A 16,173-nucleotide genomic window follows, 5' to 3' on the forward strand; every position below is an offset into this window, starting at 1 on the left:
TTCGCTTCCTAACATATGGATTGATCACTGTATACAGCCGCTGCTAAACCCATGCTCCATGAGGAAAGGACGTGAACTTGGAGGCGCTTGTGAAGGCAACCGCGCGGGAGGTGATGGCCACGGATGTGGTCCAGCAGGTCTATCAGGTCATTCAGTCGATGCTGGCCCGCTTTGATATCAAGCCCTCCGAGCGGATCAACGAGGTGGAGCTGGCCGCAAGCCTTGGCGTGAGCCGGACACCCATCCGTGAGGCGCTCAACCGGCTGTCCATGGAAGGCTTCGTGACCTTCGTTCCCAACCGTGGCTTTTTCGCGCGGAGCCTTGAGCTCAAGCACTTCATCGATCTCTATGAGCTTCGCGCCAGCATAGAGGCAACCGCGGCAGCGCTTGCCTGTAGCAAGGCAGAGGATAAAGCGATCCAGGCGCTTGCCGACGATTGGCAGGCAACTCTTGACCGCCTGAACGATCTCAACGGCACCGAGCTCGCTGAGGCGGACGAGCGCTTTCACGAGGGCCTCGTTGCTCTCGCCGGCAATGATGAGATGAACAAGGTGATCCGCAACATCAATCTGCGCATCCGCTTTATCCGCCAATGCGCGATCGAGCAGCCCGACCAGCGCACGGCCACCGTCTCCGAGCATGCTGGCATTGTGGATGCGCTTCTCAAGCGTGATCGCGACGACGCGCGCGAGCTCGTCGACCGCCATGTCTCGATCACCGCCGAGAACGCACTCGATTATGTAACCCGCAGCCTCGCGCGGATCTATCTTAAGACCTGAATACGCAACGCCAGCTCAGTCGATGCCGAACCAGCCCTCGACTTCTATGACCAGATTGGAGGGGATGCTGGAACAGCCCACCACATAGCGGCTGTGGCGCATCTCGGGTCCGAGCACGCTCAGCAGCAGGTCCGATGCCGCATTCATCACATAGCTGTGCCGGTCGAAGCTCGGTGCCGAATTGATATATCCGCCCAGCCTGTAGCAGCATGTCACCCGCCCGAGGTCGCCCTCGCACGCTTCGCGCAACTGCATCAGCACATTCGCGCAGCACAGCCTGGCGGCCTCGCGCGCGGTCTCGACATCGACCGTCTCACCGACGCGCCCCACATAGCGCAGCTCGTCCCCCCAAAGCGGTCCCTGTACGATCGAAACAATGCCCGCATGCGCAATGAAGGGTGCGTAATTGCCGATGCTGGGCGCAAGCGGGTGGCGGCTCGAAGCCGAGCGTTTCGGCGGATATGACACGCATGGGCGCAGATCCTGTTGCGGTTGATCGGTGAAGCTTATTCCGCCGCCTGCCGTCTGATCAACGACCGCGTGAGTAGCGCGCGCAGAGCGGCCGGCTTCACCGGCTTCTTGAGATACCCGATCCCCAGGGATTGAGCCTGCGCTTGCAGCGCCCGGGATCGGTCCGCCGTGATCAGCACGGCTGCAAAGGGCCGCTCCGATTGCGCCCGCAGCGCCTCGATAAGCTCGAGCCCCGTCCCTTGCTGCAGATGGTAGTCGGCGAGCACCACATCGACCGACCCATCGGCCCGAAGAGCTGCAGCCGCCTCTTCCCCGTTGGTGGCGGTCACCACTTGACAGCCCCAGCCGGTGAGCAATGAGGTCATGCCATCGAGAATGGCTTTTTCATTGTCGACGCACAGTACCTTGAGGCGGCGCATAGGTCCTTCGGCCTCGAGCTGCGCGGGTCTTATCTGCTCCGATGGCGTCTCAGCTGCGGCCGCCGATATCCCGGTTGCCGGCAGCCTGATCGAGAACACGGATCCGCGGCCGGGCAGTGATCGCACGCTGAGACGATGATCAAGCATCTGCACGATGCGATCGACGATGGAGAGTCCCAGCCCAAGCCCTGGCACGTCCCCGGCAGTATCATCCAGTCTCTGGAACTCCCGAAAGATCACGCTGATCTTTTCCGGCGGAATGCCAGGCCCACTGTCATGCACCTCGACCGTGGCCGCCCCCTGTTGGCGCCGGCAGCCGACGACCAGCTTGCCTTTCCGTGTATATTTGATCGCGTTGGAGACGAGGTTCTGCAGCGCGCGGCGCAAGAGGCGCCGGTCGGAATAGACGGTGAGGCTGGTGGGCACGAAAGTCAGCTTGAGCCCCTTTTCAGCAGCCATTGGCCCCAGCTCCACCGCCAGTGCCTTGAACACCTGATCAAGCCGGAACTCGGTCAATTCCGGTTTCAGCGCCCCCGCATCGAGCCTGGAGATATCGAGCAGCGCCGACAGGATCTCCTCGACCGCCTCCAGTGATGCATCCACATTGCGAATGAGCTGTTGGTCCTGCGAGCCATGGCTGCGCTCAACCAGGCTCGATGTATAGAGCCGGGCGGCATTGAGCGGTTGGAGAATGTCATGGCTCGCAGCGGCGATGAACCGTGTCTTGCCCAGATTGGCCGCTTCGGCCTCGGCCTTCGCCCGCACCAGCTCCTGGTTGAGCGCAACCAGCTCCGCGGTACGTTCCTGCACGCGCCGCTCGAGGCTTTCATTGGCCCTGAGCAGCGCCTCTGCCGCGCGCACCCGTTCGGTGATATCCGTGAAGGTCACCACCACGCCGCCGTCAGGCATGATATTCGAGCGCGTTTCGATCACCGCGCCCGACTGCATCCGCTCCTGATAGGGCGAGCGCCGCACGACGAGATTATCGATGCGGCGGGCCACCACCCGGTCAAAGTCCTCCGTGCCGATATCCGCATTCGCGACGATGATCTTGACCACCTCATGGATCGGAATGCCGACCCGACCCACCTCCTCCGGCAGCTGCATCAGCAACCGGAACTGCCGGTTCCAGCAGATCAGGTTGAGGTCGCGGTCGAACACCGCGATGCCCTGCCGGACATGGTCGATCGCCGATTGCAGGAGATCGCGGTTATATTGGATCGCGGCGGTCGCATCATCGAGCAGACGCATCGCACCGCGGGTATTCGCGCTGTAGCGCTCCAGCATGAGGGCGAGCACGAGCCGCGATGACGAGGCGCCCACCGCGCTTGCCAACAGATGCTCGGCGAAACGAAGCAGCCGGATATCGGCCTCTCCATTCTCGTCGAGCTTGATGCCGCGGCTTGCGGCAAATTCAGCGAATGACCGCTGTGTTCGCTCAGCGCCGAGATAGCGGGCGACCGTATCGCGCAGGTCCCGGACGGTGATTGCCGTGCGCCAAAGGCGGAAGCTTTGCGGGGCAACCGGCAGGTCGGTCGCCACGAACACATTGGCCTGCACCTTCTCGATCGGCTGCGGCACGCGCACCAGCGACACCGCCACATAGCAGGCAATGTTGACCAGGAGGCTCCAGAACACCCCATGGGTGAGCGGCTCGAGCTCGAGATTGAACAGGAACTCGGGGCGCAGCAGCGCCATCCCGAACGGGCCATCCGCCAGCAAGGAGCGGGAGAACCAGCCTGCATCCGTCAGCGCCGGCAAGAGTAACGTGTAGGCCCACATGGCCGTGCCGGCGAGCACGCCCGCAACCGCCCCGCGCGCCGTCGCCCTGCGCCAGATGAGGCCGCCGAAGAAGGCAGGCGCGAATTGCGCGATGGCGGCAAAGGACAGCAGCCCGATATCGGCCAGCTGAAACGCATTGCCGATCATACGATGGAAGAGATAGCCGAGCGCGATGATGATCACGATCGCGGCGCGCCGGCACATGAGCAGGAACCCGCCCATGTCCTCACCGCCATCGGCACGATAGGCCCGGCGCCTCAACAAAAGCGGCACGGCGATATTGTTGCTGACCATGATCGAGAGCGCGAGCGATTCAACGATCACCATCGCCGTTGCCGCCGACAGGCCACCGATAAAGGCGATCAGCGTGAAGATCGGCGCGCCCGCAGCCACCGGCAGCGCGAGCACGAACATATCCCCATTGGCGCCACTGCCGAAGGTTAGCAATCCGGCAACGGCGATCGGAACCACGAAGATATTGATGACCACCAGATAGAGTGGAAAGAGCCAGGCTGCCCGCTTCACATCCGTCAGGTTGGTATTCTCGACGGCCGTCACGTGAAACTGCCGCGGCAGCAGCACGATGGCGATGCATGAAAGCAGGGTTGCGGTGATCCAGCGACCGCCTTCGAAACCGCGCGTCAGCAGCTGCTCGATTTCGCTATGCTGGGCCACCTGCCCCATCATCGCGCCGATGCCGCCCATCATCCCAAAGACGACGAAGCTCCCGACCGCGAGAAAGGCGAACAGCTTCACGACCGACTCTAAGGCAATGGCCGCAATCACCCCGTCCTGATGCTCGGTGGTGTCGATGTGGCGCGTGCCGAACAGCATGGTGAAGGCCGCCATGGCAATGGCGATCACCAGCGCCAGATCACCGAGGATCGGAACGCCGAGCAGACTTGACTGTTGCGTGCCCGCCAGCGTCAGGAGCGTGATGAGGGAATTCGCTGCGGCCTTGAGCTGCAGCGAGATATAGGGGACGAGGCCAATAACGGCGACCGCCGAGACCGCGGCTCCCAAGGCCTGGTTCTTGCCGTAACGGGCGGCGATGAAATCGGCGATCGAGGTGATGTTCTGCCGCTTGGCGAGATCGACGATGTGCCGGATGATCGGCCAGCCCAGTCCGAACATGATGATCGGACCGATATAGATGGGCAGGAACTCGAAGCCCTTCTTCGCCGATAATCCGACGCTGCCGTAGAAGGTCCACGACGTACAATAAACACCGAGGCTCAGTGCATAGACCAGCGGCCGCGGTTTTCCCCGCCGCTCCTTGCGCATCCTGTCGTAATAGCTGGCAACGGCAAACAGCGCCCCGAGATAGGCGAGCGCGATTGCAAGGATTGTCCAGCTGTTGAACATTTTACGAGCGCCGTTCAGATTCTCTTTTCAGTTCAGCACGGCAGGCTGCAGCCTTCTTGTGAGATAGCACTATACTATCCCTTGCCGAATCGACAGGCATTTCAAGGAGAGCGGGATGGGTATTCTTCAGGAGTTCAAAGAGTTTGCCGTCAAGGGCAATGTGGTCGACATGGCGATTGGCATTATCATCGGCGCCTCATTTACGACCATTGTGAAGTCCTTGGTGGACGACATCTTCATGCCGATCGTCGGGCTTGTGACCGGGGGCATCGATTTCTCGAACGTCTTCATCCAGCTTTCCGGCGATACGAGCTATCCAACATTGGCAGCCGCCAGGGCGGCAGGCGTGGCGACCATCAATATTGGTCTGTTCATCAATGCTTGCATCGCCTTTCTGATCGTCGCCTGGATCATGTTCATGGTTGTGAAGGCCATGAACCGGCTGACGCGGAAGGCAGAAGCGGGCGCAGCGGATGTGCCACCGCCGCGGCAGGAGGTGCTCCTGGAAGAAATCCGCGACCTGTTGCGCCAGAACCGGAGCTGATGGCCAGCCGTCCGTCCCGGGAAGGCCGCTTCACCGCCTACAGGGATTGCGTAAAGCGCCCAGACCTGCAGCGCACTATATCCGTTGGCCCATCCACAATCCCTGATTTTCTCTCGCCATAAAACAATCCAGGGTAGGTCACAGTGATCTCGTATCCAGCCTCGGTGTGCCGTGTCGCATTCACCAATGAGGGATATTGTGAAAGCATTCCGCGCGGTTGCGGTATTATGTCTTGGCTTGCTTCCAGTCTTCGCCTACGCGGACACGCCCACTTTATCATCTACCGAAAAGACAATAGCCGATTACATTTCCGCCCGAAGTGACGAACAGCTGCGGCTTCTCGAGCGCCTCGTCAACATCAATAGCGGAACTCAGAACGTTGAGGGCGTTCGTCAGGTTGGTGAAGGGCTGCGGCCGGAATTCGAGTCGATCGGCTTCAAGACCCACTGGGTTGAGCTTCCTCCTGACATGCAGCGCGCCGGCATGCTTGTTGCCGAAAGGGACGGGACACGCGGTCAGCGGCTGCTTCTGATCGGACACTTGGACACGGTTTTTCCGAAGGATAGCCCCTTCGGCAGGTTTGAGCGCCGGGGGAATGTCGCAACGGGCCCCGGCGTGATCGATGATAAGGGCGGTATCGTCGTTCTTCTCTACGCCTTGAAGGCCCTCAACGCGGCGCAAGTCCTGGATGAGGCCCAGATCACCATCGCATTGACCGGTGATGAGGAGAATAGCGGCAAGCCAACATCAATTTCCCGCAAGCCCCTTATCGCACTCGCCAAGAACAGTGATGTCGTTCTTGATTTCGAGCCGACGATTCCTGGTCATGCCTCAACCGGCCGGCGTGGGGTCGCGCACTGGCTCATCACGACGACAGGAAATGAGGGCCATTCATCGATTATCTTCAGCAAAGGTGTTGGTTATGGTGCCGTGTTTGAAATGGCCAGAATTCTCGACCGCATGAACAATGGCTTGCGCGGCGAGCACGGCTTGACCTTGAACCCCGGGATTATCCTTGGCGGAACGCAAGTGGATTATGATCGTATTCGCGGCCGCGGCGACAGCTTCGGGCGTACGAATATCGTCGCAGGAACGGCGATTGCCCACGGTGATTTGCGCTATCTCAGCAATGCGCAAAGGGAACAGGCGCGGCAGAAGCTTGCAGAGATCACATCGCGCAACCTCCCCGGCACAAGCGCGTCGCTCGAATTCACCGAGGTCCTCCCGCCAATGCCGACCTCTGCTGAAAGCACAGGGCTTTTCGATCGATACAGCGCCATCAGCGAGAGATTGGGCTATGGCAAGGTGGAGCTGTTGCCAGCGGAACGCCGCGGCGGCGGCGATATCTCTTTTATCGCTCCATACATTTCGGCGGGTCTCGTGGGCATCGGGGCGAATGGAACCGGCGAACACTCTCCACAGGAATCGCTAGAAGTCGATTCGCTGGTCAAGCAGGCTCAACGCGCGGCCCTCCTCATGCACGAGCTGCTCCAGCCCCGAGAGCGGGCGAACTAGAGCATCTTTTGACGAAGTGGATACCGGTTGCGTAGACTCGCGTGAGAAGGCGCCAGCGAGCAAAGACTTACAGCGCGATCCCAAACCAGAGGATGCGCGCGAGACGTCTTGCCTCACTGCTTCTGTGCGGCGGGTTCAGCTATAGCTCGGCGTCATCTCGTGGGGGGATCACATGACACCATCATTCGTCTCGGCAATTTTGGAGAACAAGGCCAGCTATGCGGTCGCCCGCGTCCTGCTCACTTTGCCCTTTTGGGCAAGTGGCCTGGCAAAGCTTATAGATTTCCAGGGCGGCGCCGCCGAGATGGAGCATTACGGCTTCACGCCGGGAGCGATCTTCAACATCGCCGTGATCATCGTGCAGCTCGGTGGCTCGCTGCTCGTCATCCTCAACCGAGCCGCTTGGCTTGGGGCCGGCGCCTTGGGCGTCTTCACCGCGCTCACCATTCTGCTGGTCCACACCTTCTGGACGAAAGAAGGCGAGAGCGCGATGATTTCGATGTTCTTCGCGCTCGAGCATATCGGCATGATCGGCGGTTTGATCCTGGCGACCATCCTCTCGGTCAAGACCTCTCGCGCTGCGTGAATTGCATGCGAGATCGCGGGGCGGCTCAGCCAGCCCGCCCCACGAATCCGACGATCTTCCGCACATCCCTCATGATCGGCTCGGCAAGGGCTCGCGCGCGATCCGCCCCATCCGACAGGATGGCATCGATATGGGTCGGATCATCCATGAGGCGCTTCATCTCGCCCGTGATCGGCGAAAGCTTCTCCACCGCAAGATCGATGAGCGCCTGCTTGAAGCCGGAGAACTGCGCGCTGCCGAATTCCTTCAGCACAGCCTCGACATCCGTGCCGCTGAGGGCTGCATAGATCCCCGCGAGATTGGCCGCTTCCGGGCGCCCCTCCAGCCCCTTGGCCTCGGTGGGCAACGGCTCCGGATCGGTCTTGGCCTTGCGGATCTTCTTGGCGATCGTATCCGCATCATCCGTGAGATTGATGCGCGAAAGATCTGACGGATCCGACTTCGACATCTTCTTGGTGCCATCCCGCAGGCTCATCACTCGGGTGGCCGGGCCCGCGATCAGCGGCTCGGTCATGGGAAAGAAGCCATTTGCGTAACCCGCCGCGGCGATCTCCTCGGCGTAGTCATTGTTGAACTTCTGCGCGATATCGCGGGTAAGCTCCAGATGCTGCTTCTGGTCTTCGCCGACCGGCACGTGGGTGGCGCGATAGGCCAGGATATCGGCCGCCATCAGGTTGGGATAAGCATAGAGGCCAACCGAGGCATTCTCCCGGTCCTTTCCTGCCTTTTCCTTGAACTGGGTCATGCGGTTGAGCCAACCGAGCCGGGCGACGCAATTGAAAATCCAGGCCAGCTCCGCATGCGCCTGAACCTGGCTCTGGTTGAACACGATATGCCGCTTGGGATCGATTCCCGCCGCGATGAAGGCCGCCGCCACCTCGCGTGTGTTGTGGAACAGCTCCTTCGGCTCTTGCCAGACCGTGATTGCATGCATGTCGACCACGCAGAAGATGCACTCGAAGCTCTCCTGCAGCGGCACGAATCGCGACACGGCGCCGAGATAGTTCCCGAGATGAAGATTACCCGTGGGCTGAACGCCTGAGAACACGCGGGGGGCAAGGCTAGTGGTCATTCATGGGTCTCCTGGCAAGGCCGCCGCTATATCGCTCAAATAGCCGCCGAAGCCAACCCGCCAAAGGATGAGGATTGCGATAGATGATAAGTGATGCCCCGCTCTAGATCGTCTGATCCGAGGCTATCTCCGCGGCCGGCCTGGGGCTCCGCCTCAGCATGCCCTTGATCTCCGAAAGCCGGAATGCGCCGACCAGTTGCCCTGCGGCAAGGAACAGCAAGCCGCCTCCGATCACCAGCGCGATGAACGAGGCCAATCTGACGAGCAGCGGATTGCTCACCGTGAACATCCCCGGCAGCCCCCATTGCAGCGCGGCGAGAATGCCTGCCCCCATGATGAGGCTCGCGAGCACGATCCGCGGCAACCGTTCCCGCAGCCGGCCATCCGCCTCATATTGCCGCCGCTTGAGCAGGATCACCAGCAGCAGCACGGTATTGGTCCAGGCGGCAAGCGAGGTGGCGAGCGCAATGCCGAGATGGCCGATGAACGAGAATGTCGCAAGGCTCCCGACAATATTGACCGCCACCGACGCGCCCGCGCAGAGCATCGGCGTGCGCGTATCCTCATTCGCAAAGAAGGTGGGCGTGAAGATCTTGATCAGCACATAAGCCGGTAGGCCAAGCCCGAAGATCGCCAGCGCCTCGGACACCTCTATCGTGTCATGCGGTGTGAAATTGCCGTATTCGAACAGCATGTGCACGATCGGCTTGGGCATGGCGATGAGCGCTATGGTGGCCGGCAAGGTGAGCAGCATCGAGAGCTCGATCGCGCGATTTTGCGTATGGCGCATGCCCACATGGTCACCAGCCCTGAGCCTGCGCGACAGATCCGGCAGGAGCACGATGCCCATGGCCACCCCGATGAGCCCGAGCGGCAGCTGGTAGATGCGATCCGCATAATAGAGCCAGGCCGGCCCGTGCGGGATCAGCGAGGCGATCATCGTGCCGATCACCAGATTGATCTGCGTGATGCCCGCCGAAATCGTGCCCGGCACCCCGAGCCGCACCAGCCGCCGCACGCCGGGCGTGAGCTTGGGCCAGCGCGGTCTGAGCTTCATGCCGGCACGCTCGCACACCACGAGCAGCATCAGAAGCTGCAGAAGCCCCGAGATCATGATCGAGAACATCAGCAGCTCGGCCGTGCGCGCTTCCGCCCCCCAGCCAAGGAAGGCGGCACCGGCCAGCGTGATGATCTGCATCACATTCAGGATGATCGGTGCGGCGGCAGGGAAGGAAAACTTGCTGAGACTGTTCAGGACGCCGGAATAGAACGCCACCAGCGACATGAACATGAGATAGGGAAAGCCGATCCGCGACAAGGTCACGGCCAGGTCGAACTGCGCGTCATTTTCCGCAAAGCCGGGCGCGATCACCAGCATCACCAGCGGCATCCCGATCTCGGCGATAATGACGAAGGCGGTGAGCGCCGTCGCGAGAACGCTCATCACCTCATTGCCGAACTGGCGCGCGCCGGCCTCGCCCTCACCCTCCAGCCGCTTGGCAAACAGCGGCACGAAGGCGGAGTTGAAGGCCCCTTCCGCAAACAGGCTTCGGAACATGTTGGGCAGGCGCACCGCCACCACGAAGGCACCGGCCACTGGCCCCGTCCCGAGCATGCCGGCCGACAGCGCGTCTCTGATATAGCCGAGGATGCGGCTCGCCATGGTGTAGCCGCTGACGGTCATCGCCGAGCGAAGCAGACTCATCGCGCCTCACCCCGCCAATCCGGGCATGCACCATCCCCGCTCGCCATTCCGATCATGCCTCTGCTCATGCGATATACGCCCTACGCCGCCCCTTCGGCGACCTCCCCGGCAATGACCGCCAGGAGATGCTCGGTGATCTGCCGGCGTCGGTTCACATTGGTGATCTTGGCCCCGGTGAGATCGGTCACATAGAACACATCCACCGCCCGCTCGCCGAAGGTTGCGATCTGCGCCGACCCGATATTCAAATTGAGCCGGAACAGCGCCTCGGTGAGGTCATAGAGAAAGCCCAGCCGGTCGCGCCCATTGACCTCGATGACCGTGAAGCGGTTCGAGGACTCATTGTCGATCATCACCTGCGGCTCGACCGTGAAGGCGCTGAGCCGGCTGCCGGGCTTGGTGTTGCGGGCGATCGTCTCGGCGAGCCGCACCTTGCCCGTAAGCGCCCGCCGGATCATCTCGCAAACCCGCTCGGCGCGCCGTCGCTCGTCCTCATCCTCGGCAAATTCCCGGGGGATCAGCAGCGTATCCAACGCCATCCCATCGGCGGTCGTGAAGATCTGGGCGCTCATGATATTGGCGCCCGCAACCGCGCAGGCGCCGGTGAGCTGGGCAAGCAGCCTTGGGTGGTCCGGTGCGAACACGGTGAGCTCGGTGATCGCCGTGAAGGCATCCGTTGCAACATGCGTCGCGATCTGCTCGCCGGCAGCCTCTGCCTGTCTGATCATCTGCGCATGCTGCAGATGGTGGGCGAGATCGACATTGAGCCAATAGGGCTCGTAATGCCGCGCAATATAGGTCTCGCGGGTCTGATCGTCCCATCCGGGCGTGGCCTCCCGGAACAGCCTATGCGCCTCCGCCAGCCGGTCCTGTCGGCTGATCGAGGTATGCCCGCCGCTCAGCAGCGGTTCCGTCTCGAAATAGAGGGTCCGCAGCAGCTGGCCCTTCCAGCCCGTCCAGACACCCGGCCCGACCGCGCGGATATCCGCGACCGTGAGGATGATCAGCATCTTGAGCCGGTCCGGGCTCTGCACGATGCTCGCAAAATCGAGGATCGTCTTGAAATCGTTGAGATCGCGCATTTGAGCATAATCGCTCATCGCCAGATGGTTGCGCACGAGCCAGGCGACGGTTTCGGTCTCAGCCTTGCTCAGCCCCAGCCGTGGGCAAAGCTCCAGCGCGATCCGCTCACCCCCAATCGAGTGGGATTCGCGCCGACCCTTCGCAATATCATGCAGGAAAACCGCCACATAGAGCACGCGGCGATTGCTGATCTGGTGGATCAGATGATGCGAGACCGGATGATCCCCGCCGAGCGAGCCATGCTCGAGCTCGGACAACACCCCTACGGCGCGGATGAGATGCTCATCGACCGTATAGTGATGGTACATATTGAATTGCATAAGGCCGACGATCCGGCCGAATTCCGGGATGAAGCGGCCAAGCACGCCCGCTTCGTTGAGTGAGCGCAACACCGCCTCCGGATGCAGTGGCGAGCACAGCATCTCCAGGAACAAGGCATTGGCCTCTGGGTCATTGCGCAGCGTGTCGTCGATCAGCCGGAGCGAACGCCTGACCAGCTTGAGCGCATTGGGATGGATCAGGAGATCATGACTTTCGGCAAGCTGGAACAGCCGCAACAGATCGATTGGCCGCCGCTGGAAGACGCCATCATCCACCACGTTGACACGTCCGACATCGAGCTTGAAGTCGGGGTCGCTGAACGTGGTGGGCTTCGTCACGCCCAGCTTCTGAAGCATGGCGCTCATTGTCGGGATCTTCTTGATCTGCTGGGCCTCGAGCACCGCGCAGAAGATGCGGGTGAGATCACCGACCTCCTTGGCCACCAGGAAATAGTGCTTCATGAACCGCTCGACCCGCTTCTGCCGCCCATGCGACCTGTAGCCCAGGCGCTCCGCCAGTTCGGCCTGGAGGTCGAAGGTGAGCCGGTCCCCGGTGCGGCCGGTCATGAAATGCAAATGGCAGCGCACTGCCCAGAGGAAATCCTCGCACACCTTGAAGCGTCGAGCCTCCGTGCGGGTGAAGACACCCGCTTGCACCAGCGCATCGGGAGAGCCGGTGCCATAGAGAAACTTCGCGATCCAGAACAGGCTGTGCAGGTCTCGCAATCCGCCCTTGCCGTTCTTCACATCCGGCTCGACCAGATAGCGCGACGAGCCCGCGCGCGTATGACGCTCATCCCGCTCCGCCAGCTTTGCGGCGATGAATTCCGCCGCCCCTCCATCCACCACCTCCTTGCGGAACCGCTTCTCCAGCAGGTCGTAGAGGTCCTTGTCGCCCCAGATGAAGCGCGCTTCGAGTATTGAGGTGAGGATCGTCGAATCTGTACGCGTGAGCCTGATGCACTCGTCGATGCTGCGCGTCGCATGGCCCACCTTGAGGCCAAGATCCCACAGCACATAGAGCATATATTCGATCATGCTCTCGCCCCAGGCCGTCTGCTTGTACGGCAGCACGAACAGGAGGTCGATATCGGAGCTGGGCCCGAGCGTTCCGCGCCCATAACCGCCGACCGCGGCAATCGCGATGCGCTCGGCAGCGGAAGGATTGCGCGCTCGATAGATATGGACTGCCGTGAAATCATAGAGCGCGCGGATCACCTCGTCCTGCACATAGGCGAGATTGTTGGCGCAGGCTGTTCCATGCCCATCGGCAGTGAGGCGCCGCTCGGCCTCCGCGCGCCCGGCCTTGAGCGCTTGCTTGAGCGTCTCGAGCAGCGCCCGCCGCATGGCGGCCTCGTTGCCCTCGTGCCGGCGAAACAGCTCGGTGAGCGCCTGACGCAGGGCAACGCCGTCGATCAACGCCTCGGGATCGGCGATGTGGAGCGTGCTCTCGATCTGCTCCGGCTGAGCCGGACGGGGCGGCTTGTTCATGACGCCGACTTTTAGCCGAGGATGCGGGCCTGTGCACGCGCGATTGCGGGAATGAACCAGGTGATCGTGCCGCAGCCTTTATGCAGAGATAATCGCTTTCAGCCGGTAAAGGAGGTCAAGCGCCTCCCTCGGGGAGAGGTCATCCGGCTCGATTTCCGCCAGCGCCAATTCAACTTGGCTTGGGCCCATCGCCTCACGCATCGCCATGGGAGCGGCAGATGGCGGCCGCGCTGCCGCAAACAGGGGCAGATCATCGACCAGCTCGCGCCGCGATGAGGCCTGCTCGCTCTGCTCGAGAAGGTGCAGCACCTCGCCCGCCCGCTCGATCACCGCCGCGGGCAGCCCGGCAAGCTTCGCCACCTGAATGCCATAAGAGCGGTCGGCAGCCCCAGGCCCCACCTCGTGCAGGAACACGAGCTCACCGTGAAATTCCCTCACCTTCATGGTCGCATTGGCGAGCCGCTCGAGCCGGTCCGCCAGCGCGGTCAGCTCGTGAAAATGGGTCGCAAACAACGCCCGGCAGCGATTGACCTCGTGCAGGTGCTCCACACAGGCCCAGGCGATCGAGAGGCCATCGAACGTGGCCGTGCCCCGGCCGATTTCATCGAGAATGACGAGCGAGCGCTCGCTCGCCTGATTGAGAATGGTGGCGGTCTCGACCATTTCCACCATGAAGGTCGATCGGCCGCGCGCGAGGTCATCCGCAGCCCCCACCCGGCTGAACAGCCGGTCGACGATGCCGATATGGGCGGACGCCGCCGGCACATAAGACCCCATCTGCGCCAGGATCGCGATGAGCGCATTCTGCCGCAGGAAGGTCGACTTGCCCGCCATATTGGGTCCGGTGATCAGCCAGATATGGCGACCCGGCCGCCCCTCTCGATCAGCCGACAAGTCGCAGTCATTGGGCACGAACCCGCCCTCGCCCGCTTGCCGCAAGGCGCGCTCGACCACGGGATGGCGCCCCTGCACGATATTGAATGCGCGCGAGGTATCGACCTGCGGGCGGACAAAGCGCTCGTCTTCCGCAAGCTGAGCGAGAGCCGTTGCCACATCGAGCGCGGCGAGGACATCGGCGATTTCCGAAATCATCTCGGATTGCGCCGTCACGCGCGCCAGGAGATCCGCATAAATCTCAAGCTCAATCGCCAGCGCGCGCTCACCCGCTTTGGCGATCTGCGATTCGAGATCGGCGAGCTCGACCGTGGTGAAGCGCATGGCATTGGCCAGCGTCTGCCGATGGATGAAGCGTCCGCCGAAACGGGCAACCGTAAGCCGGTCCCCATGCTGCGCGCTGACCTCGATGAAATAGCCGAGCACATTATTGTGCCGGATCTTGAGCGAGCGCACGCCCGTCTCGTCGGCATAGCGGCTCTGCAGACCCGCGATCACCTGCCGGCTTTGATCGCGCAAGCGCAGCTGCTCGTCGAGCTCGACAACAACACCTGCCCGCACGAAACCGCCATCGCGCGCCAGAAGCGGCAGATCATCCGCCAGCGTTTGCGCGAGTGTTTGGGCAAGCGCCCCATCATCGCGCTCGAGGCTGGCCATGAGCCGGGCAATCTCCGCAGGCTTCTCCACGAGCCCGGTGTCCTGCGCGAGCAAACCACGGATTTCGGCAGCAGCGCGCAAACCGGCGCTGATCGCGGCAAGATCCCGTGGCCCCCCGCGTCCCACGGTAAGGCGGGCAAGGGCCCGGGCGAAATCCGGCGCGGCCTTGAGGCAGGCGCGAATGTCGCTCCGCATCCGCTCGAAATCGAGGAAGAAGGCGATCGCATCCAGCCGATCATTGATCGCCCCGGGCTGGGTGAGCGGTGCGGCGAGCCGCTCGGCCAGAAGCCGCCCACCGGCGCTGGTCAGGGTACGGTCGATGCTGTCGAGCAGGCTGCCGCGCCTTTCACCAGTGGTGGTCTTCACCAGCTCCAGATTGATCCGGGTTGCCGCATCGATCAGCATGACATCGCACTGCTGGCGCTGACTGGGCGGCCGGATCAGCGGCAGGCGGCCCACCTGGGTGAGCATGATATAATCGAGCAGCGCACCGCAGGCGGCGATCTCGGCTCTGGAGAAGGCACCAAACCCATCGAGCGCGCCGACCGCGAAATGCGCCTTCAGCCGCTTCTCTCCATTGGTGCTGTCGAATCGCGAGGCAGGCAGCGGCGTCAGCGGTGCTTTCTGGATCCGAAGCGTTTCCGCCAGCGCCTCATCCGCCAAGAGATTATCCGCCAGCACGATCTCGCCGGGTTCGAGCCGGGCGAGCTCGGCGCCCAATGTCTCCGCGGAGACCTGGCAGCAGGCGAAATCTCCCGTCGAAATGTCGATCCAGGCCAGCGCCAGCTCGCCCTTCCCGCGCAATCGGGTGAGAGCTGCGAGGTAATTGTGACGCTTTGATTGAAGCAGGCTGTCTTCGGTGAGGGTCCCCGGCGTGACCAGACGGATGACGGCTCGCTGCACCACCGACTTGGCGCCGCGCTTCTTCGCTTCCGCCGGATCCTCCGTCTGCTCGCAGACCGCAACCCGATGCCCCGCCCGGATCAGCCTTTCCAGATAATCTTCGGCCGCATGCACCGGCACGCCGCACATCGGGATATCCTCGCCCAGATGCTTGCCGCGCTTGGTGAGTGCAATGCCGAGCGTCTCCGAGGCCTTGCCCGCATCATCGAAGAACAGCTCGTAGAAATCCCCCATGCGGAAGAACAGAAGGCAGTCCGGATGCTGCTCTTTGATGGCGAGATACTGCGCCATCATCGGCGTGACCTGCCGCGGATCCGCCGCGGCCGGGCTGCGCTCACCATCGGCGATGAGCGCGGCATCCGCCTCGATCGCGTCCTGTTCCTGGGTAATGGCCGGTGTCATGGCGGGCGAAAATACCAAGCGAAGGGGGGTTTGTCTTCACGCGCTGGGCGGCGGACTGTGCATAACGGCGGGATATTGGTGCGGCATCGCGACAAGCTTCTGCCTTCAAATTTCGCAAGCAAGCCCTTGAGACGGCGCATGCGTGGGTTTAGGTTCGCCCCTCCACGAGGATCGAGCGAAGGGGC

Annotated in this window: 10 protein-coding genes; 4 read left to right on the forward strand and 6 right to left on the reverse strand. The window is 62.3% G+C overall.

The genetic code is table 11. The features are described from left to right. Positions 1–71: 71 nt before the first annotated feature. On the forward strand, positions 72–779 hold the full coding sequence (locus tag RCF49_RS05860) for a GntR family transcriptional regulator (RefSeq protein ID WP_342643103.1): 708 nt from the start codon (positions 72–74) through the stop codon (positions 777–779). Between the two features lie 15 nt (positions 780–794). On the opposite strand, the gene RCF49_RS05865 is transcribed toward RCF49_RS05860, so the two are convergent. Beyond that, a complete protein-coding gene (locus RCF49_RS05865) occupies positions 795–1,247 on the reverse strand; it encodes a RidA family protein (protein ID WP_342643104.1) in 453 nt (150 codons plus the stop codon). A 38-nt stretch (positions 1,248–1,285) separates the two neighbouring features. Continuing rightward, positions 1,286–4,816, reverse strand: a complete 3,531-nt coding sequence (locus RCF49_RS05870; protein WP_342643105.1) for a hybrid sensor histidine kinase/response regulator — start codon at positions 4,814–4,816, stop codon at positions 1,286–1,288. Positions 4,817–4,937: 121 nt separating this feature from the next. Here RCF49_RS05870 and mscL point away from each other — a divergent pair, with 121 nt between their 5' ends. The 3 genes from mscL to RCF49_RS05885 all read left to right on the forward strand — a co-directional run bounded on the left by mscL (position 4,938) and on the right by RCF49_RS05885 (position 7,461). Beyond that, a complete protein-coding gene (gene mscL, locus RCF49_RS05875; RefSeq protein ID WP_342644130.1) occupies positions 4,938–5,360 on the forward strand; it encodes a large conductance mechanosensitive channel protein MscL in 423 nt (140 codons plus the stop codon). Positions 5,361–5,558: 198 nt separating this feature from the next. Further along, positions 5,559–6,875: a M20/M25/M40 family metallo-hydrolase gene (locus RCF49_RS05880; protein ID WP_342643106.1), complete on the forward strand. Its 1,317-nt coding sequence runs from the start codon at positions 5,559–5,561 to the stop codon at positions 6,873–6,875. 172 nt (positions 6,876–7,047) lie between these two features. Continuing rightward, positions 7,048–7,461 (forward strand): DoxX family protein, encoded by a 414-nt coding sequence (locus tag RCF49_RS05885; RefSeq protein ID WP_342643107.1) that lies wholly within the window; start codon positions 7,048–7,050, stop codon positions 7,459–7,461. A 25-nt stretch (positions 7,462–7,486) separates the two neighbouring features. On the opposite strand, the gene trpS is transcribed toward RCF49_RS05885, so the two are convergent. The 4 genes from trpS to mutS all read right to left on the reverse strand — a co-directional run bounded on the left by trpS (position 7,487) and on the right by mutS (position 15,877). Continuing rightward, entirely contained in the window at positions 7,487–8,533 is a 1,047-nt protein-coding gene (gene trpS, locus RCF49_RS05890) for a tryptophan--tRNA ligase (RefSeq protein ID WP_342643108.1), read from the reverse strand. A 103-nt stretch (positions 8,534–8,636) separates the two neighbouring features. Continuing rightward, positions 8,637–10,238, reverse strand: a complete 1,602-nt coding sequence (murJ, locus tag RCF49_RS05895) for a murein biosynthesis integral membrane protein MurJ (RefSeq protein ID WP_342643109.1) — start codon at positions 10,236–10,238, stop codon at positions 8,637–8,639. A gap of 80 nt (positions 10,239–10,318) precedes the next feature. Continuing rightward, on the reverse strand, positions 10,319–13,132 hold the full coding sequence (locus RCF49_RS05900; RefSeq protein ID WP_342643110.1) for a [protein-PII] uridylyltransferase: 2,814 nt from the start codon (positions 13,130–13,132) through the stop codon (positions 10,319–10,321). 78 nt (positions 13,133–13,210) lie between these two features. Then, a complete protein-coding gene (gene mutS, locus RCF49_RS05905) occupies positions 13,211–15,877 on the reverse strand; it encodes a DNA mismatch repair protein MutS (protein WP_342644131.1) in 2,667 nt (888 codons plus the stop codon). Positions 15,878–16,173 lie beyond the last annotated feature (296 nt).

It is taken from the genome of Rhodoligotrophos sp. CJ14, from assembly GCF_038811545.1.
In the GTDB taxonomy this organism is placed as follows: Bacteria; Pseudomonadota; Alphaproteobacteria; order Rhizobiales; family Im1; genus Rhodoligotrophos; species Rhodoligotrophos ferricapiens.